The following is a 20781-nucleotide window of genomic DNA, read 5'->3' as shown; positions in this document are numbered from 1 at the left end:
AATGAAATTAAATAAAATGAACCTGTGTTTAGCAGGTCTTACATTAGGGCTTTTTGTAGGGTTACAGCATAGAGGTTTTGCACAATCGGAAGCAAAATTACCCCTTATTTTTTCTGAGGTTTCTAACAAGATATTTCCGCGTCAGGAGAAAAATTTAAGAAAATGGGACGCCCCTGTAGTTGCCGATTTAGATCGCGATGGCTACCAAGACTTACTTATTAACGATCATGGCTATGGCATTCAAGTTTGTTGGAATAATAAAGGCAAATTTGCAAAACCTATAGACATTATCATGGGTGATTTACATGGTTTATCTATTGGCGACATCAATAAAGACGGACAATTAGAAGTTATTATGTCTCGCGGTGGCGGTTCTGGTAGTAATGCTAGAAATTCTAAAGTTTATACGGTAAATAAACAGCGCGAATTTATTCCGCTACCAGAATTTAAAGTGCCTTTAGAGTTTATGCGTGGTCGTACCGTAAAGTTTATCGATGGGGATAATGATGGGGATTTAGATTTGTTAAATTTTGCTTTTCCCGATGCGGTTAAAAAAGGTGAAAGTGAAAATTATGTCTATGAAAATGATGGTAAAGGCGAATTATTTGTGAAATCGAAATTACCAGCAGTTAAAGCCGACGGACAAAAAACAGTAGTAACCGATATTAATAACGATGGGGTATTAGATATTTTACTTTACGGTAATGGTCGTGTTCAGGCCTTTTTAGGTAAAGGCGATTTAACCTATACCGATGCCACAGACAAAGTGTTTCCTTATAATATTTTAGACGTTACAAGTATCAATGAAATAGATTTCGATAACGATGGGGATTTAGATTTATACATCACTAGAGGTCTAGATTTTGAAATTGGAGAGACCTTTTTTAATAGCGATACCAAAACTTGGGGTTTCTTTACAAAGCGTGGAGAATTCTTGTTTGATAATTTAAAAGTTGGCGATGTTTTACAAATGGAAAATTTCCAGTCGCAATGGCCAAACAACGCCACATATTTTATAGGTGAGGCCTCTTACGATTATGAGTTTCCTGGTGAAACACATTCGGGAAAAGACATAACATTGGTAAATAGTAATGCTTTAGGCTTTCCAGATAACGCCAATTATAAAGATAAAACAGGATTTTATATAGGTTATATTGGTAACGATGCTTGGCGTATCGCGGGGTATTTATTTGCGCCAGCAACAGGCGTTGTTCATGGAGTTAAAAGTTACCCAGCCTATCAACATCCAAAAGGGTTAACCGATGTGTTATTGGAAAACGTGGGTGGAAAATATAAGGATGTTACCAAGAAAATGAATATCTTTTTTGAAGAACATAGCGCCGCTGCAACCGTTGCCGATTTTGATAACAACGGATTTACCGATGTTTTAGTGATTAAAAGAGGTGATTTGGTAAATGAAAACGCATCTATTTTGTATTTAAATTATGGTGATGAAGGTTTTGAAGAATTGAAACACAGCCAAATTATTTCAACAGAATTAGGAGCCATAGGTATGGCTGTTGAAGTTATCGATTATAATGAAGATGGTAAAGTGGATGTGGTTATTGGGAACGAACGTGGTAAATGGCATCTGTTTAAAAACGACTTGCCGCTAATTAAAAACACTAATTTTATAACGGTTGAGGTCGGAAATTCTGCAAAGAATAACACGACAGCTTTAGGCGCGTTAGTAGAAGTGAATGCCTGTGGAAATAAGCAAAAACATCGTATTGGCTCTACAGGAGCACAATATTCACAAGGTTTTAATAATCAAATGCATTTTGGTTTAGGCAACTGTACTAAACCAGGAAAAGTAAAAGTAACCTGGTCAAATGGCGAATCGGAATCAAAAAATATTAAAGCTATAAATACTAAACTTAGTATAGGGAAACAAGAATAGTGTCGTAATATAATTAGTGTTAGTCTTATAACTCAGGTAAATACATGATTTGCCTGAGTTTTTTTATGTTGAAAACAGACAATTATTGTATTCTATTGAGACTCTTAATTCCCTAAAGATTTAAAACTTAAAAGGAACACTTTTTAGGGTTTTATTTCAGGATAGGTTAATGGCTGTAGAGGAAGCTTAAATTGGCGTATTATACCGAATATAAGGGTGCTACGGAAGGAACTATATATTAAATTTGTTGATTATAATGTTTTGAGTATAAACTTTTATAGGCATACTTCTTTGCAGATGAGTTAAGATAGCAAACAAAAAAAATCCCATGCCTTACACATGAGATTTCCGTTTTTATAAGCTTAACATTAATTAAGATTTTCTGTACTCTTTATTAAACGTTTCAGTTAATTTTGTTACCAATTCTGGATTTTTATTAGCAATGTTTACGGTTTCATTAGGGTCTTTTTCATGGTCGTAAAGTTCGATGAATAGTGGTGTGGCTTCAGGGTGTCTGCGATCTTTCCAAAGTACTAATCGATAGCGATCGGTGCGCATGGCGTAACCCATAACAAATTGTTCAAATGTTTTTCTATCCCATTTATCGCCCATTTGGGTTTCAATTTTAGTCTCGATTTTTTCAATTAAAGGCATGAAAAAGGTCGTTCTAAATGGTGGGGTAAAAGGTCTTGCAGCCCATTCGCGAAGTGCAGGGGTAGGGAACACACTAAAAGCAGGTTTTTGAGATTTTAAACTTGGTTTCTTTAAAATTGGCACCAAACTTTGTCCTTCTAAATGGCTTGGTTTGTCTAAACCAGCTAAATCACACAGAGTTGGAAATACATCAATTAATTCTACAGTGGCATTCGAGACTTTTCCTTTAGCTTTTTTGTTGGTTTCTGGAGCTACAATTATAAAAGGCACACGGGTTGCAAGTTCATAATTGGTCGCTTTTCCCCAATAGCCCATTTCTCCTAAGTTAAAACCATGATCGGACCATAATACAATTATCGTGTTTTCGTATTGTCCTGTGGCCTTTAACGCGGCAACCATTTTACCAATTTGCGCATCGATATAACTAATGCAGGCAAAATAACCGTGTTTTAACTTGCGTTGTAGTTCAGGCGAAAACGGACCAGTTTTAGGCATATCGGCAGACACACGAACTTCTAAAGATTCTGATAAACCCATACTAGCACCATTTTTAGGCGGGTTTACTTGTGTGGAAATCGGAATGTTTTTTTCATCATACAAGTCCCAGTATTTTTTAGGAGCAATCCAATCTAAATGTGGTTTTTTAAAGCCTAAACCGATAAACCAAGGTTTGTCGCCTTTGTTAACCATATCTTTTAAAGTAGCAATGGCAAGTTTGGTATTGTAGCCATCATCATAGGTCTCATCGGGTACATCGGCACATTCTGTTACAGGGCCTTTTGCTAGCCAATTTTCTCTAATTAATTTCTCGCCATATTTTGTATCTAAAGCTTTCTTATTGTTTATGTAGATTAATTGGCTTTCTTCAAGAGCATAACCGCCTTCTGTTTTTGGTGTATTTGCGTTGCGTTCCACGCGGGTTGGCTTTCTGCTCCAAGACATCTCATCGTCTGTATATTGACCATGAAATACTTTACCAGTATAAACGGTTTCGTATCCGTTTTCTCTAAAATGCTGCGGAATGGTTTTAATAGCAGGACGATTAGCTCGAAAATCTTGAAAAAGATCGATAACGTTTATCGTTTCAGTGTAAGATCCCGTCATGATACTTGCTCTAGATGGTCCGCAAATAGCTTGCTGACAGTAGGCACGATTAAATTGTATGCCTTGTTCTGCTAAGGCATCAATATTTGGCGATTTTACAATGGGAGAGCCGTATGTTCCTAATTCGGCACGTAAATCATCTACCGCAATAAATAAAACATTAGGCTGCTTTTGTTGCGCTAATAATTGGAAAGAGGCTAAAATACAGTATAAACCTGCAGTTATTTTGAAAATTGTTTTCATGTATTCTGAAATAAATAGTAATCTTCAAAATAGCAATAAATCTGTCTGTTTTCTATAAAGTGTCTTACCCATTATTAGTTGGATTTTACCTTTCTGAGTATTATTTTTAATTTAAGTCATTTTCCTAATTCTAAAAGGAATTTAATTTAAGTTATTATGGAATTGAAAAACTGTCTTCTAAATATTATTATGATCTTTTTTAGACTGCTAAATTACAATATTCAAACTTGAAGACTGCATAACCGGGTTCGTTCCTCACCACTTTTATAAGTCTTGGTCAAGCTTGAATATTGGATGTTAATTAGCAGTAAAAAAAGATATAATTAAATTAAAAAAAAATGAGTATTCTTTCGATATGAATGATATAGGTTTTGTTAATTCTAAAATATTTGAGTTTTGATTAAAAAATAATCATCGTAAATTTTTTTATAGTGAAAACAATAATTGACCACTATTTAATTATTCCATTCGAAGTAGAGCTTATCTAGTAGTCTGATTTTTGTCCCGATGTTACGGGACGAAATTGAAGAGCAAGAGGGTAACCCGCTAGCGCGCGGTTACTAATTTTACACTCTTTATAATTAATTGGTTTTTAGGTTGTTGTGTTTGCCTAGCTTAGCTTTCAACCAATTGATTATCTGTTTTTTTACCCAAAAACCAGCTCAGCCTAATAAAACCGGTACATTTTTTACCCAAAACTATGAATACAGATAATAAGGAGAAAGATTTGAAATTTTGAAGTAGGGTTTCTATGATAGAAAAGTTCAAGTTGGCTAGTAAAAATATGAGGAAGACCTAGTCGATAGCTTTACTTTTGAGGCTTAATTTTTTGAAATGAAGTGTATTTTTCCTGTGGAATATTTAGGAATCAGAAAAGAAACATTAGAGTAGGTTCTAAAAACATGTTTTGACTGAATGATGACTATTATCAATGAGTATTGAGAAGCATCAACCAAACCCTTAATAACCATTTCGGAATTCTTTTTGAATAAGTTATTCCACAGAAAAAAAACTCGGATTATAGAATGGAAATGTAGTGAAGTAAAAAAATTGAAATTTAGAAAATAAGACAAGCTATTAAAATTGGATTTCAGTATATTTAATAGATTAATTATTAAGTAGTTTTTTAGAGAATAAGTTTAAGTTTAGCAAATAGCAAATACACTAAATAAATAATGCTCAAGACAGACTTGAGCATTATTTGGTAAAAGCATGTAGAATAAATAGTAATTTAATGTGGACCACCATCTGATATTCTATTCTCTTCTAATATCTTTTGAATGTCTGTTAACTTATAATAGATAATATTTCCAATTTTGGTATATGGTATTGTTCCGTTTATACGAAAGTTTTGTAATGTTCCAGGGCTAATATTTAAAAGATTCATAACTTCGGAGGATCTAATATGTTTTTTGAACTCTTTCTTATCCTTATTCGATAATAGGGTTTTGATATCCTGTAGAAGTTTTGCTCTAAACTCAATAAGGTCTTCTGTTGTTACGATACTTGTGGCCATAATGTTAAATGTTTTAAGGTTTTGGATATTTTAGTTTTGATTACTGATTTCCTGAATTTATTTTAAATGGTTGAGTAGAGGTTTGAATATCTTGAATTTTAACATGCTTCAATACTCCTTAATTAGGAATAATTAAAGAAATTGACCATTTGTTACATTTATTATAAGGTATTACCCGTCATAAATTTGAGCAGAAAATATTCTATCAGATTTAAAAATACTATTTCAACAATCAATAATATTTAAATAGGGTTAATTTTAATTGTATCTTTATACATAGAAATGATAAGCTAATTATTGTTTTATAGTTCTTGTTAATAAAAGTGTACTATTCGGTGAGTAATTAATACGTAACGGTGTTAGTGTGTTGAAGATCTGTGGGTTGTGGTTTGATGGTTAATCCTGCCACCCCGACTGAAAACCTTGTAAGTCTTATGATTTACAAGGTTTTTTTTGTTTTTGATAATATCAAAATAAAACAAATAATATTAAATAAAATGTCAACAAATCGGATAACAAAATAAAATCTTAAAATTTGTTGACCAGAATTAGACTAAGATTTTGATAGTCAGTATATAAATTATATTTTACTCCCTTAAATTAACTATCATAATGCTCAAATGAGTGAGGTATTCACTTATTGTAGGCTAAAACTATTTCACTACTCAAAAACACATAATATTAATGCTTGAAATAAAAAGGTTCCGGATCTACGTTTATTCTCTGTGTCATTTATATTCTTAATCGATTTTGAAAGTTTTTTAAGTATTTATAACCCTACGGACCACCAAATTAAAATGGTAAATAATACAGGAATGAAACATATTTGGTAAATAAAATCGAAATTTCATTCGTATAGAAATATATTTAGTATAATACATGATACAACATCTGCCTTAATTTTTAAGGTTAATATAATTCTCGATGGAGTAATCCCACTAGCGTTTTCATTTATAATTTTATAGTCTAACAATGTAGAAGAAACTCCTGTAGTTTTCTGAATACACTAAAATTAAAATGATATGGCAGAAATTAAAATAGAAAAGAAAAAGCCAATTTGGCCTTGGATTTTAGGATTAATAGTTGTTTTAGGAATAATATCATTCCTGTTTTATGCAACTAATAATAACGACGATTATATGGATGATATCAATACAAATCAGCCAGTAATGACCGATACAATTTCCGATAATAGTAATTCGAGCTATAATAATGCACCGTCTAGCAATACAACTACCAAGTACAAACCCAGCTCAACTTACTTAGTTAATGTAGAAGAATCATTAAAAGACTCGATGAAGTTAGGAACAGATTATATATACACGGCGAAAGCCTTTTACAATTTAGCCAATGCCTCTGCTTCTAAAGCAGTAGAAACGAACTTGTATAATTCTACTTCTTTAAAGAATTTAGAATCAGAATTAATTCAATTTAAGTCGGCTCAAATGGGGCAAGAGGATTTCAGCAAATTAGATTTAAAAACGCTAAGTTCTGAGATTACCGCTGTTATTTCTGAAATTCAGAATAAAAATGCTCCAAATTTAGACAAGGAAGTTTCTAATTTAAAGACCGTTTCTAATGAACTAAATGCTTCTACAGACTGGGCAAAGCAACAAAAAAACATTCAAGATTATCTTAATACAGCTTATGAAATCTTGACAACTATTAATTATTAAATCTTACAAAAATGAACACAAACGAAAAGCACTTATACGATTTAGACGAACTTTCCGATTATAAAATTTCTGAAGGCTATGCCGATATTAGAGGTTGGGACGTAAAAGACATAGATAACCGAGTAATAGGAAAAGTAGATAATTTACTAGTTAATAAAGAAGCACAGCGCGTTGTTTATATAGACGTAGAGGTAGACAAATCTATTATTGACGCAAGTCATGATCCATATAGTACCGACGGCAACGGGGAGGTTAGAGAGTTTATTAATAAAGATGGTGAAAATCATATTATTATACCCATTGGTTTGATAGATATAAATTCCGATTTAAAACACGTTTACACCCACACTGTAAACTACAGAACGTTTTCTGAAACTAAACGTTATCGAAAAGGTGACAATGTAGATCGCGCTTACGAAGTACAAGTATTAGATTCTTATAAACGAGATTATGCGCATCAAAACCATCAGGATGCTCTAAAAACTGAAAGAATAGAAACTATTCATGCGAACGATACTATTAATGAAGAACGGATTAGAGAACTGGCACGTGACGAAATAAGAAAATTTCATACCATTGGTGCTTCTTATTTCTCTAAGACTGAAATAGATGAAACTGATTTGCAATCGAAAACTCATAAAAATTACCCTTATGATGAGGAAAGTTTTTACAACAGACATGAGTTCGAAAACAACCCATTTAAAAGTAATCAGAAGTCTAGAAGATAATTCTAAAATAAGGATTATTCCGTAAGGGGATAATCCTTATTATTTTTTAAAATTAAAAGTTATTCCAAAAAAATAGTATGATTATTTACTAACCTCCAACCTTATATGCCATCCTATTTTATAATATTATTAATTATTGGTTTAACCACACTTTTAGCTAGTTTTTCACCCATAGTTCTAAAGTATTTTAAGATTAGTTATACCATACCTTTTCTTATTTTAGGTGGCGTATTGTATTATTTAAAAGCGCCGTTACCTTGGCCCGATCCGATTTGGGATATTGATTCAACCTTAAAGTTTTCCGAAATGGTTGTAATTATTAGTATAATGGTAGCAGGGTTAAAAATAGGTTTAAACTATACTTGGAAAGAATGGCGGAACCCATTACGATTATTAGGCATTACGATGCCTCTTTTCATGATTTTTGTATTCCTGTATTCATATTTTATTTTAGACTTTTCTGAAGCACTTGCATTATTATTAGCCGCGGTTTTATCGCCGACAGATCCAGCATTGGCTTCCGAAATTCAACTTAATGAAAAACAGTCCGATGTGTCTAAAAGAAATATTGGTGTAAAATATAATTTAACTGCAGAAGCAGGCTTAAATGATGGTTTGGCGTTTCCGTTTGTTTATTTGGCTATTTTATGGTCTAAAAGCGATAATTTAAACAGCGAAGTTTGGACAACTTGGTTAAGTTACCATGTGTTATACAAAATTGTAGTTGGGGTTTTAGTCGGTATACTTATCGGATTTCTATATAGTTATTTTACCACTAAACTGACCAAAAAAAGAGAAAGCAAAATTCATCAAGCTTTTGTCGCCATTTCGCTAACATTAGTGTCTTATGGCTTAGCTGAGCTTATGAGCTCTTATGGATTTATCAGTGTGTTTTTTACTGGCCTTTTTGCACATTATCATGCGCATATACATGGTGAAAGTAATAATTACGAACCCAGTTTAGCATTCATTACCAATGTTGAAAAATTTCTTATCATCTTTTGGATGGTCTTTTTTGGAGGATCTATAATGGGTGGTATCTTAAATTTCCTCGATCTTAAATTAGTGCTATTTTGTTTTTGTTTAGTTTTAGTAGCAAGACCTGTATTAGGTTATGTTGCACTAACACATTCTGGTTTAGATTTAAAGAAAAAATTAGCCATATCTTTTTTCGGAATTAGAGGCATAGGCTCTGTTTTTTATTTAACCTATGCCATTAAAAATGGTGAATTTGAGAATACCGACCAGCTATTTTCTATTATATCTTTAGTCATTTTAATTTCAATTATTCTGCATGGTTTAACTGTTAAAAGATCTATTTCTAAGATTTAAATATGATGCCCATGTTAATTGAAAGTTGTAATGCAAATATCTTTTTTAGAGATAAATTTTAAATACCATTACACAAAGGCACTATAACCTGTTATCGCCCTTCCAACTATTAGAGTATTTATTTCTTTGGTGCCTTCATAAGAATATATGGCTTCTGCATCGGCTACAAAGCGCGCTACATCATATTCCAATAATATTCCATTTCCGCCCATTACCTCTCGCGCACGACTTACTACATCTCGAGTTCGCATAGAACAAAACACTTTAGCAAGCGACGCATGTTCGTCTGTTAAAAGTCCTTGATCTTGTAATTCTGAAAGACGATATACCATCGCTTTCATTGCAGTTAAGTTTGCTAACATTTCAACCAAATGATTTTGAATCAGCTGAAATTTAGCAATAGGTTTCCCAAATTGTTCCCGTTTCTTGGTATATTTTAATGCACTCTCATAGGCACCTCGAGCACAACCTAAAGCTTGCCAAGCTACGCCAGCCCTAGTCATTCTTAATACTTTTGCTGTATCTCGAAATGAATTTGCTTTTTGTAACCTATCCGATTCGGGCACTTTACAATCTGTAATTGTAATTAAGGCATTTTGTACCGTTCTTAAGGCCATTTTATCTTCAATTTTCTCCGCTTTATAACCTGGATTTCCTTTTCGAACTAAAAAGCCTTTCGCCTGATTACTATCTACATCTCTTGCCCAGATTATAATAACATCGGCAAAAGTGGCATTTCCAATCCATTTCTTTTGTCCGTTTAAAATCCATTCATCACCCACTTTTTTACATGTGGTTTCCATACCACCAGCAACGCCACTTCCTACATTAGGTTCTGTTAAACCAAATGCACCAATGCTTTCCATTTTTTGCATTTTTGGCAACCACTCTTGTTTTTGCTCTTCACTTCCGCATAGGTAAATAGATCCCATTGCCAATCCGCTATGCACCCCAAAAAAAGTAGATATAGAGACATCGACTCTAGAAATTTCTTCAGCGATAATACCTTCCATAACGAATGATAAATTAGGACAGCCATAGCCTACATAGGCCACTCCTGTAATATTTAGCTTGGCTAATTTTGGTATAATTTCCATCGGGAATTCTGCACGATTCCAATAGTCGTTTGCAATAGGTTCGACCTCGGTCTCCATGAAATTGCGCACTTTCATTTGAATTTCTCGCTGGTCTTGAGTCAGTTTTAAATCGTAATCGTAGAAATCACCATCTATAGGTGGCAATTGGCGTTGTCCTTTTTTGGCTTTTTCGGTGAGTAGTTTAGTTAATCCCTTAAGCTGAGTATCATCCAGTTCGCCAACAGATTTCATAATTTTTGGTAAGTCTATTTTTTCTGAAATCTTATTTAATTCGGCAAAGTCTACTTGCTTCATTAAGTGTGTAATTTGTTTTATTTTTTTAAAAAATTCCATCCTTTTGTTTTTAATTCACAAATGTATTTCACATGTACACTTGTAAAATTCCACAATTAAAGTACTAAAAAGCAATCACATTTACTAATATGATAAAATTTCATATAAAAGATTATTAATTAGATAATTTCAATTATATTCATCTAACTCAAACACTTATAGTACGTTGCGTTTTTTATTTTTTTTATGAGGGCAACTTTCTATTTTAAACGTATGTAACTTTATAGTTTTATTATGATTTTTAGCGTCTGAGTCTATTGCAATGCAGCACATAAATCAAATAATTTAAATGTAGATTTATGATTTAAGTCATTACACTATTAAGATGAAAGAAAACAAACCTCAATCTACTTCAGAAAACAATCCGTCTTTTCAAAAAAAGGTTTGGATAGTCGTTGGAATACTTGCTTTTTCAATAATTACCTTATTACTCTTAAAAGCTACATTTAGAGTTTTTTTACTAATATTAGCTGGTGCACTTATCGCTATATTTTTCAGAGGATTGAGTAGTTTTATTCAAAAAAAGACCAAATGGAAAGAAGGAATATGTGTCGCTATTTCCATTATAAGTACCTTTTTAATAGTCATAGGATTATTCTGGTTGATTGGTGCAAAAGTACAAGATCAAATGGCTGAACTCGTAGAAACCTTACCTAAGACCGTTGAAAATGCAAAGGCGAAATTAAATGAAAGTTCGATAGGTAGAACTATTGTAGACAACTTCTCTTCTAGAGACTCGATTGAGAAAGCACAAGGTTTTGCTGGGCAATTCTTCCAATCTACATTCGGATTTTTTGGCGATCTATATGTTATTTTATTCATTGGAATTTTCTTCACGATATCTCCCAAAACGTACATTAATGGCTTAGTACAACTCATACCCATTAAGGGGCAAGAAACAGGTAGGCAAGTCCTAAATAATATAAGCAATCAGTTACTTAACTGGTTAAAAGGAACCTTCTTCTCTATGTTTATTGTTTTTGTTTTAACGGCAGTAGGTTTGGCTATTATTGGAATTCCGCTTTGGCTTGTTTTAGCTCTTCTAGCTGGTTTAATTTGTTTTATTCCAAATTTCGGACCTTTAATAGCATTAATCCCAGCAGTACTAATTGGCCTTTTACAGAGCCCTGAAACAGCACTTTTAGTCGCAGGACTTTATATACTTATTCAGTTTATTGAAAGTAATTTTATTACAACACTTGTTCAGAAAAAATTACTGAATCTGCCTCCTGCGCTTATAATTATCGCACAGCTTATAATGGGAACACTTACAGGGATATGGGGATTGGTTTTAGCAACTCCAATAATTGTTATTCTAATTGTATTAGTGCAAGATTTATATATAAAAAACAGAGAGTAAATTAGAGCACACTTAAAATACTGCCAGTAAGATTATGTTTATAATGCTGTTAATGCCATGTTTTAATCCGGATTTTTCGGCAGCGGCTATAGTAACATCGGCATTATTTGAATTATATACCTATACAAACAACAAAACCTATCTAGATTTTGCAACACAGGTTTTAAATACTTTAAATTCTGAAGCTTATCTTTTAAAAGATACGGTTAACGGACCATTTGTTTTAGATCATAGTACCGGAAATTGGCCCAAAAATGATGAAATAGATGAGCCCATAGTGTATGGCGATTATTACTTTTTAGAAGCCTTAACTAGAAAACGAAATCTAGATGTACAATAAACTCTAGCTTTAAATTTTAGTAGAGAATATAATAGTCAAATGACTAACGCTGTAAAAATCGTTTGTTGTTTGATTATTTTTTTGAAATACATTTACATGTTAAGCTTCAGAAATCGCATTTTCAAACATCAATTGATTCATGTCGTTATACACTACATTTTCTTTAATTAGAATGTCTATTGGTAGGTACACCTTGTCATTTGGTATTTTCGATTTTAGTAAATAATCAGACATTAATCGGATAGATTCATAGCCTTGTTCAAAAGGTTTTTGAGAAATTAAAAAGGAAATATCATCCTGTTTAAGACAGTCAACGTTTTGTGGTGTATTATCGAAACCTATAATTTTATATTCGTTTGGTTCACTTTGTTTTAAGCAGTCAACAATAACTGAAGTTCGACTAGACGGAATAAAAATACCACGTATAGAATCGTTAGAATTTAAAGTATTTTTAATACTCTCCTGTGTTTTTAAAACATCATTAAAATTTTCAATTTTCAAATTAATAGGAACGGTTTCCGGAGTATGGTCCTTAAAAAAATCATTAAATCCGTGTATCCGTTTAGAAATGGCATTATTATCTCCAGACTGTTCACGAGATTGAATCATTAATATTTTAGACTCTTTTTCCATCCCTAAATGCATCAATTTTCCTGCAATATACCCGGAAGTATAAGAATCTTGTCCAATATAAGTAAGGTTGTTAAAGCCTTCAATATCAATATTCAGAAATAGATAAGGAATATTAGCGGTTTCTAATTGCGTAGTTATGTGTTTTGTTTCATTTAAAAACATCGGCGCGAAAACTACAGCTGTAGGTTCGCTATTTAATAAAGCTTCAAATGATTCCAGATAAGAAGCCGGTTCGTATTGGTTAAACTTAAAATAATTGACAGTTATTCCGATATTTTTAACTTCATCACTTGCCTTCAAAATCCCTAGATAAGGCGATTTCCAAAAAGAATCTGTTTCATTGTATTCCGGAATTAAAACTGCAATATTATGTTTGTTTTTCATTGCTAAAGCACTAGCAACGGGGTTTATGCTGTAATTTCTAAGTTCTAAAATCTTACGTATTTTGGCTTCTGTGTTTTTAGAAACACCACCTCGGTTGTGTAAAACACGGTCTACTGTGCCTTCAGAAACATTGGCTTCTTTTGCAATATCCTTTATTCTTATCATGCTTTTTTGTTGGTGTTCATTAATTGTGAAAGTACAAATTAAAGCATTTTATTATAAATAAGATGTGTTTTTCGTGGGCGTACACTAAAATTTATTATATTTGTGTGTGCGAACACGAAATTTATAAAAATAAAATAGCATTCATACATGAGTAAAGTAGTCGTTTTAACAGGAGCTGGAGGTGTTTTATGCAGTACACTAGCAAAAGCATTAGCAGAACAAGGGCATAAAATTGCCGTGTTAGATTTAAAATTAGAAGCCGCAGAACAAGTCGCTAAAGAAATAGAAGCCGCAGGCGGAACAGCGATGGGCGTTATGGCCAATGTATTAGAAAAAGCATCTTTAGAAGAGGCTAAGTCTAAAATTAATGCTGCTTACGGTACTGTCGATATTTTAGTGAATGGAGCAGGAGGAAACCACCCGCTTGGAACAACTTCTAATCCGTTTTTAGAAGCAGACGATTTAAAAAATACAACAGAAGGATTTAAAACGTTTTTCGATTTAGATACTAAAGGTATTGAGTTTGTTTTTAACTTAAACTTTATAGGAACCTTATTACCAACCCAAATTTTTGCAAAAGATATGATTGGTAAAAAAGGCTGTAGCGTTTTAAACATTTCTTCAATGAATGCCTTCACACCTTTAACAAAAATACCTGCCTATAGTGGTGCTAAAGCCGCAGTTTCAAATTTCACACAATGGCTTTCAGTTCATTTTTCTAAAGTCGGGATCCGTGTAAATGCACTTGCTCCAGGATTTTTCTTAACCGATCAAAACAGAACTCTATTAACAAATACCGACGGAAGTTTAACGCAACGCGGACAACAAATTATAGATCAAACGCCAATGGGGCGTTATGGTGTGCCCGAAGATTTAATTAGTACAACGCTTTATTTATGCGACGATGCATCGTCGTTTGTAACGGGTGTTGTTATTCCAATCGATGGCGGATTTAGTGCGTATAGCGGAGTTTAAAACATAATATGTAATAGTATGGAACAAACATGGAGATGGTACGGACCAAAAGATCCAGTAACCTTATCAGATATAAAACAAGCAGGTGCAACCGGTATTGTATCGGCCTTACATCATATTCCTAACGGAACCGTTTGGAAAACAGAAGATATTTTAGAACGGAAAAAAACTATTGAAGAGGCTGGATTAACATGGAGCGTGGTAGAAAGTATCCCCGTTCATGAAAGTATAAAAACACGCTCTGGAGATTTTCAGAAGTATATAGACAACTATAAACAGAGTATCGGAAATTTAGCTGCTTGTGGCATTCACATAGTATGTTATAATTTTATGCCGGTTCTGGATTGGACGCGTACCGATTTAAATTACGAAGTTGCCGATGGGTCTCGTGCCTTACGTTTCGATGCTGCTGCTTTTGCAGCTTTCGAATTGTTTTTACTGAAACGCCCAGGAGCAGAATCGACGTATACGGAAGCAGAAAAAAGCACGGCAAAACGTTATTTCGATGCCATGACTGAAGCCGACAAAACACAGTTGGTAAACAATATAATCGCAGGATTACCAGGAGCAGAAGAAGGTTATACTTTAGAGCAGTTTCAAACCGTTTTAGATACTTATGCCCATATTGATGCTACGGTATTAAAGGCGAATTTAGTCGCTTTTTTAAAGGAAATTATTCCTGTTGCGTCACAAAATGAGGTGCTAATGTGCATCCATCCAGACGATCCACCATTTCCAATTTTAGGACTTCCTCGAGTGGTAAGTACAGAAGCCGATTATGCCTATTTGTTTGAGCAAGTTCCAGACAGATCTAACGGAATTACATTTTGTACCGGGTCTTTAGGCGTTATTGCGTCTAACGATTTGGTTCAGATTTTTAAACGTTTTGCAGATCGTGCACACTTTATTCATTTAAGAAGTACCGAGCGTGATGCTGCTGGGAATTTCCACGAAGCGAATCATTTAGAAGGTGATGTGCCAATGTACGATGTGGTAAAAGCTATTGTTTTAGAAGAGCGTAAACGTAAAGCTGGAGGTAAAACAGATTGGAATATTCCGATGCGCCCAGATCACGGTCACCAGATGTTAGACGATTTAAAAAAGAAAACCAATCCAGGATATTCTGGCATTGGACGTTTAAGAGGTCTTGCTGAATTACGCGGATTAGAACTTGGAATCGCAAAAAGTATTTAAAATGGCAGCTATACAATCTGAAGGATTTATTACAGATCATTTTTTATTGAACTCAAAGGCGGCAGAGATTTTATATCATAAGTACGCTAAAGATATGCCGATTATTGATTACCATAATCACTTATCGGCAAAGCAAATTGCAGAAAATCAGCCTATAGGAAATCTTACCGATGCTTGGCTACAAGGCGACCATTATAAATGGCGCGGAATGCGAGCAAATGGTATAGATGAGGAATTTATAACAGGATCGGCTTCAAAAGCAGATAAATTTAAAAAATGGGCAGAAACGGTAACCTATACTTTAAGAAATCCGTTGTTTCATTGGACGCATCTAGAATTAAAACGCTATTTCAATATCGATTTGGTGTTGCAACCGAGTACCGCTGAAACTATTTACGAGCAAGCCAATAAAATTTTAGAAGATAAAACACCTGCTCAACTTTTAGAACACATGAATGTAGAGGTGGTTTGTACAACAGATGATCCTACAGACGATTTAGCCTATCATAAACAAATTGCTAAAGCAGGGTTCTTTACTAAAGTTTATCCGACTTTTAGAGCAGATGAATTGTTCTTTATTGCAGAAGAAAAATTCTCTGGATATTTAAAAAAATTAGAAACAGCTTCTAAAACCAAGATTACTAAGTTTTCAGAATTTATCGCTGAAATTGATTCTAGAATACAATTTTTTCATGACCATGGCTGCCGATTGTCAGATTTTGGTGTTGGTGAAGCCTTAACTATTGAAGATTGCGCTTTAGAAGAAGCATCTAGTATTTTTGAAAAACGATTAAAATCGGAAGCACTTTCAACCTTGGAAATCAATAAATACAGATCCTTTTTATTCATTTATTTAGCGAAACAATACCATAAGTTAGATTGGGTACAGCAGTACCATTTAGGCCCCATTCGAAATAATAATAGTCGTTTGGTAGAGCAAGTAGGCTTAGATGCAGGATGCGATTCTATAGGCGATTTCCCGATGGCAGAATTCATGTCGAAGTTGTTTAACACCTTAGATTCAACCAATCAATTAGCTAAAACGATAACGTATAATTTAAATCCGTCGCAAAACGAAGTGTTTGCTACTATGATGGGGAATTTCCAGACTGGTGGTACGCCGGGTAAAATGCAATGGGGTTCTGGTTGGTGGTTTTTAGACCAAAAAGATGGAATGGAAAAGCAGTTAAATACCCTCTCTAATATGGGACTTTTAAGTCGTTTTGTTGGGATGTTAACCGATAGTAGAAGTTTCTTGTCGTTTCCAAGACACGAATATTTCAGACGTATTTTATGCGATGTATTGGCAGAAGATTTAAACAAAGGATTGGTGCCAAACGATATTGAATTTTTAGGAGCTATGGTGCAAGATATTTGTTACCATAATGCTGTGAACTATTTTAATTTCGAAAAATAAAATTTTGGTCTTCAACCTAGTGAATCCAGGCTTGTAACCTTACCAGCATAGTTGTTATGTGAAGTGTTATTTTTAGTCTTTTGTAAAATGTATAAGAAGAAAATGAACTCTATTTTTTTTATAAAACGTGATTAGTTTCAAATAAACTGATTAAAAAATAACAGTGATTTTTTTACGTGTTTTTGCCAATACGACCAATCGTGAGCACCTTCAAATTCTTCATAAATATGATCGATATGATGAGCTAGTAACTCTTGATGTAAGGTTCTGTTATAGGCAATTAATAAATCATCTTTACCACAATCGAAACGCAAAGGAGGTAGGCCTTCTTTATTTTGAAGCATCAGTTTAAAAACATCTTCAGTAGTTCTGTCATTTTGATAGTAATTAGATTCTGCCTCTTCAACAAATAAATGCAATTGATTGATGTTGGTTATGGAGGACTGTGCTGAAATTGCTTTATATTTCGCTGGATATTTTGCACCCAATCTTAAAGCGCCATAGCCTCCCATAGAAAGGCCAGAAATAAATAATGGAGAATCTTTTGAAGTGCATGAAATGTTTTCTGTTACAGCAGCTATCACGTCATTCACGATCCATTGTTCGTAATTGGCATTGTCATGTGGTAAATATGCCGAACCATCTCCACATAAACCGTCAGAGGGCATGGCAAAAACCATAGGTTGAATTATACCTTGTTCCATCATTTTTAATGCAGTAAAGTGCACACCAGCTTTATGTGCCCAAATCCAAGCACTGCCATAAACACCATGGAGCAGCGTTACTATGGGAACGTTTTTTAAATTTTTGAAGGGTGGAACAAATACACAAATATCGCCACGACCATTTAAATTCCGTGATTTTACGGTAATAAATCTCAGGTTATTACTTTCAAATTCGGGATTGGATATTTCTGTGGTTCTAAAATTCGATGTCATTTGTATGTTGGTATTTATAAATAGGATGTAGCTTTTTAAAGAATGGATTAAATTTAATGTGTCGGTGTATAACTTTCCTATTTCCCTAATCAAAAACGATGACCCCTTTAGCATTTCTACCAGCCAACATATCGTCTAAAGCTTGTTGCAAGTCTTCTAATGGGTAGGTTCTAGTAATCATTTCATCTAGCATTAAATCACCTTTTTTATACAGGTTTACCAATTTGGGGAAATCTATTTGCGGTCTACATTTCCCGTACAGAGGATTAATGTAAACTTTATCCCATTCAAACAATCGCATATCGATGGTGATTTCTTCTTCAATTCCGCTAACTTGAACTGCTGTTCCTGCATTTCTAATCATAGCTAATGGTGCTGCCCCCAAAGCTGGAATTGCAGTACATTCAAACGCATAATCGGCACCTCTGCCATTGGTGAGTTTTTTAACGGCTTCGGAAGCTTTTAATAATCCATCATCATTTTTATCGGCTAATATGGTATGCGTAGCTCCAAATTGTAAAGCCATATCTAGACGTTCCTGATTAATATCGATAGCGATAATTTTTGAAGCCCCAGAAATTCTAGCACCCTGAATAACATTTAATCCGACACCTCCAGTGCCTAGAACTACAGCGGAACTTCCTGCTTGAAGTTTAGCCGAATTTACAACAGAGCCATAACCAGTCATCACACCGCAACTAATAATACTTGCTGAAGCCACGGGCATATCGGTTTCAACTTTTACACAGGCCGATGCTTTAACTAAGGTGTATTCTGAAAGCGTTCCGATGTTAAAAGAACGTTCAATAGGGGAGTTATTCCAAGTGGTACCTTCTAAATGCGCATGACCAGGAGTGTATCCATTTCCACCGGCAGTAACAGGCGAATTATTTTCACAAATATGCTGATTGCCTTCTTGGCACTGAAAGCAAGACATGCATGGGGTTGCCCAATTTAAAATCACATAATCCCCAACGTTTAAGTCGGTAACAGCATTTCCAACCTGTTCAACAATACCAGCACCTTCGTGCCCCATAACTATAGGTTTTCCCCAATGTAAGGAATCATGATCTGTGTGGCAAAGCCCTGCAGCTTTCACTTTAACAAGTACTTCTTCGGCTTTTGGACTTTCTACATTTACAGTTTCAATACTAAAAGTTCCGTCGCCTTTTGCAATCGCGCATTTTGAAATTATGGACATATAATTTTTTTAATAGTTAAGTTTGTTTTTAATCTTTAAGAATGCTCCTCGGCGTAATTGCAATAGTTGAATCTTGTAATTTAGCCTTATCTATACGTTGTTTTCCGGATATAAAACGACCACCCAAAACATAGGCTTTTGCATTATTAACTGCATCTACTGCTAAAAGTTCGTCGTCTTTAAAATACCAAACCGAAAGACTTCTAGGATGGTTTAGTTCAACTCGTTTTATAATTTGGTTGTAACCTGTAGAGAGTCCGACCATTTGTAACTTTACATCGAATTGATCTGACCAAAACCAAGGCATAGTATTGTAAGTCACAGTTTGTTCGCAAATAGCTGCAGCAGCGACTTTGGCTTGATCTACGGCATTTTGAACAGATTCTAATCGGATAAATCTTTTGTAATGTGGATTGAAATGAAACGTGCAATCTCCAATAGCGTAAATATTTTCGTTAGAAGTCTGGCATGTTTCATCGACTTTAATACCATTTTCAATTTCTAAACCAGCGGCTTGTGCAAGTTCTACATTCACTTTTATTCCAACGCCAATAACAATAACATCGGCTAAATATGTCGTGTTATCATCACAAATTATTCGATTTGAATGCGCCGTGTTTTCTATAGAAATTACATTTTTATTAGTGCATACATCAACAGCATTTTCGGTATGTAAATCTTGAAAAAACTCAGACATTTCAGGGGCCGTAATGCGTGCTAAAACGCGTGGTTCACGTTCTAAAACAGTAACGTCTGCACCCATTTTTTTTAAGGAAGCAGCCGTTTCTAAACCGATATAACCACCTCCAATAATCACAACTCGCTTCTGTGCTGATGCTTTTAAGGCCTTTTTTATATGAATAGCATCGGCATAGGTGCGCATTGGGAATAGGTTTTTTGCCGTTTCTATACCTGTAATTGGCGGAATAAAAGGCCGTGCGCCCATTGCTATGACTAGCTTGTCGTAAGTTTGATCGGTGCCATCTAGCAGCGTGATGATTTTTCGTGTTTGTTTATAGCCAAAATGGTCTTACCTAAATTTAAAGTAATCGCATCGGTCTTATAATTTTGTTCAGGAAATAGCGTGTCTATTATCGAATCATCTTCCGAAGTAATATATGTTTTAGAAAGCGGAGGCCTGTGATACGGCATTTCAGGATCACTATCGAACACCAAAATGTCGCCTTGCCAACCTTCTCGTCTTAAATTAAAAGCAAAATTAACACCAGCATGACTGGCGCCAATTACAACACATGTTTTATGTTTAGTATGTTCTAACATCCTATTGCGCAACCTTTAAAATAACTCCATCAAGGGCATCGCTAACTTGTATCTGACATGATAAACGGCTGTACTCACTTACATTTTCATCAAATTCAAGCATATCGCTTTCTAATTCGCTCGGAGCACCAATTTTATCCCAATCTTCTGGAGATACATGCACATGGCAGGTGGCACAAGAACACACGCCGCCACAATTACCTTCAATCCCTTTAACTTTGTTTTGTACAGCAAGTTCCATGACACTTCCAGTAGTTCCTTCAGTGCTTATGGTATCGTTATCTTTTGTTACAAAAATTATTTTAGCCAT

18 protein-coding genes are annotated in these 20781 nt (G+C 34.3%); 9 read left to right on the top strand and 9 right to left on the bottom strand.

Annotated features, from left to right (window positions below; all coding sequences use genetic code 11):
* Position 1: 1 nt before the first annotated feature.
* Positions 2 to 1900, top strand: a complete 1899-nt coding sequence (locus A9D35_RS03210) for a CRTAC1 family protein (RefSeq protein ID WP_066218943.1) — start codon at positions 2 to 4, stop codon at positions 1898 to 1900.
* 372 nt (positions 1901 to 2272) lie between these two features.
* On the opposite strand, the gene A9D35_RS03205 is transcribed toward A9D35_RS03210, so the two are convergent.
* Together A9D35_RS03205 and A9D35_RS03200 are read right to left on the bottom strand one after the other, a co-directional pair.
* A complete protein-coding gene (locus A9D35_RS03205) occupies positions 2273 to 3901 on the bottom strand; it encodes a sulfatase (RefSeq protein WP_066218939.1) in 1629 nt (542 codons plus the stop codon).
* A 1231-nt stretch (positions 3902 to 5132) separates the two neighbouring features.
* Complete coding sequence (locus A9D35_RS03200) at positions 5133 to 5417, bottom strand: helix-turn-helix domain-containing protein (protein WP_066218936.1); 285 nt, start codon at positions 5415 to 5417, stop codon at positions 5133 to 5135.
* 1022 nt (positions 5418 to 6439) lie between these two features.
* On the opposite strand from A9D35_RS03200, the gene A9D35_RS18485 reads away from it, so the two are divergent.
* From A9D35_RS18485 to A9D35_RS03185, 3 genes are all read left to right on the top strand, one after another.
* The gene (locus A9D35_RS18485; protein ID WP_066218933.1) at positions 6440 to 7093 is read left to right on the top strand and encodes a hypothetical protein; all 654 of its coding nucleotides are present in this window, start codon (positions 6440 to 6442) and stop codon (positions 7091 to 7093) included.
* 11 nt (positions 7094 to 7104) lie between these two features.
* A complete protein-coding gene (locus A9D35_RS03190; RefSeq protein WP_066218930.1) occupies positions 7105 to 7821 on the top strand; it encodes a PRC-barrel domain-containing protein in 717 nt (238 codons plus the stop codon).
* Between the two features lie 105 nt (positions 7822 to 7926).
* The gene (locus tag A9D35_RS03185) at positions 7927 to 9153 is read left to right on the top strand and encodes a cation:proton antiporter (RefSeq protein ID WP_066218928.1); all 1227 of its coding nucleotides are present in this window, start codon (positions 7927 to 7929) and stop codon (positions 9151 to 9153) included.
* Positions 9154 to 9221: 68 nt separating this feature from the next.
* On the opposite strand, the gene A9D35_RS03180 is transcribed toward A9D35_RS03185, so the two are convergent.
* Positions 9222 to 10583 (bottom strand): acyl-CoA dehydrogenase family protein, encoded by a 1362-nt coding sequence (locus A9D35_RS03180; RefSeq protein ID WP_066218925.1) that lies wholly within the window; start codon positions 10581 to 10583, stop codon positions 9222 to 9224.
* Between the two features lie 325 nt (positions 10584 to 10908).
* Here A9D35_RS03180 and A9D35_RS03175 point away from each other — a divergent pair, with 325 nt between their 5' ends.
* Positions 10909 to 11943 carry an AI-2E family transporter gene (locus tag A9D35_RS03175; RefSeq protein ID WP_066218922.1) on the top strand — a complete coding sequence of 345 codons (1035 nt, stop codon included), beginning with the start codon at positions 10909 to 10911 and terminating at the stop codon, positions 11941 to 11943.
* Between the two features lie 52 nt (positions 11944 to 11995).
* Entirely contained in the window at positions 11996 to 12283 is a 288-nt protein-coding gene (locus A9D35_RS03170) for a hypothetical protein (RefSeq protein WP_066218919.1), read from the top strand.
* 99 nt (positions 12284 to 12382) lie between these two features.
* Here A9D35_RS03170 and A9D35_RS03165 read toward each other — a convergent pair whose 3' ends face one another.
* A complete protein-coding gene (locus A9D35_RS03165) occupies positions 12383 to 13465 on the bottom strand; it encodes a substrate-binding domain-containing protein (RefSeq protein ID WP_066218916.1) in 1083 nt (360 codons plus the stop codon).
* 147 nt (positions 13466 to 13612) lie between these two features.
* On the opposite strand from A9D35_RS03165, the gene A9D35_RS03160 reads away from it, so the two are divergent.
* Genes A9D35_RS03160 through uxaC form a run of 3 tightly spaced genes read left to right on the top strand, consistent with a single transcriptional unit; the run spans position 13613 to position 17051 of the window.
* Entirely contained in the window at positions 13613 to 14440 is an 828-nt protein-coding gene (locus A9D35_RS03160; protein WP_066218914.1) for an SDR family oxidoreductase, read from the top strand.
* 18 nt (positions 14441 to 14458) lie between these two features.
* Entirely contained in the window at positions 14459 to 15634 is a 1176-nt protein-coding gene (gene uxuA / locus A9D35_RS03155; RefSeq protein WP_066218911.1) for a mannonate dehydratase, read from the top strand.
* A 1-nt stretch (position 15635) separates the two neighbouring features.
* Positions 15636 to 17051: a glucuronate isomerase gene (gene uxaC / locus A9D35_RS03150; protein ID WP_066225724.1), complete on the top strand. Its 1416-nt coding sequence runs from the start codon at positions 15636 to 15638 to the stop codon at positions 17049 to 17051.
* Positions 17052 to 17188: 137 nt separating this feature from the next.
* On the opposite strand, the gene A9D35_RS03145 is transcribed toward uxaC, so the two are convergent.
* The 5 genes from A9D35_RS03145 to A9D35_RS03130 form a co-directional block, all read right to left on the bottom strand.
* On the bottom strand, positions 17189 to 17989 hold the full coding sequence (locus tag A9D35_RS03145; RefSeq protein WP_066218907.1) for an alpha/beta hydrolase: 801 nt from the start codon (positions 17987 to 17989) through the stop codon (positions 17189 to 17191).
* An 85-nt stretch (positions 17990 to 18074) separates the two neighbouring features.
* Positions 18075 to 19190, bottom strand: coding sequence for a Zn-dependent alcohol dehydrogenase (locus tag A9D35_RS03140; protein ID WP_066218904.1), 1116 nt, complete (start codon positions 19188 to 19190; stop codon positions 18075 to 18077).
* Between the two features lie 28 nt (positions 19191 to 19218).
* The gene (locus A9D35_RS19385) at positions 19219 to 20136 is read right to left on the bottom strand and encodes an NAD(P)/FAD-dependent oxidoreductase (RefSeq protein ID WP_262487476.1); all 918 of its coding nucleotides are present in this window, start codon (positions 20134 to 20136) and stop codon (positions 19219 to 19221) included.
* Positions 20137 to 20174: 38 nt separating this feature from the next.
* A complete protein-coding gene (locus A9D35_RS19380; protein ID WP_262487475.1) occupies positions 20175 to 20471 on the bottom strand; it encodes an FAD-dependent oxidoreductase in 297 nt (98 codons plus the stop codon).
* Position 20472: 1 nt separating this feature from the next.
* Positions 20473 to 20781 carry a 2Fe-2S iron-sulfur cluster-binding protein gene (locus A9D35_RS03130; protein WP_066218901.1) on the bottom strand — a complete coding sequence of 103 codons (309 nt, stop codon included), beginning with the start codon at positions 20779 to 20781 and terminating at the stop codon, positions 20473 to 20475.

Source organism: Formosa haliotis (genome assembly GCF_001685485.1).
Taxonomy (GTDB): domain Bacteria; phylum Bacteroidota; class Bacteroidia; order Flavobacteriales; family Flavobacteriaceae; genus Formosa; species Formosa haliotis.
The sequence above is the reverse complement of the archived record's forward strand: the minus strand, read 5'-3'. Positions and strand labels throughout refer to the sequence as shown.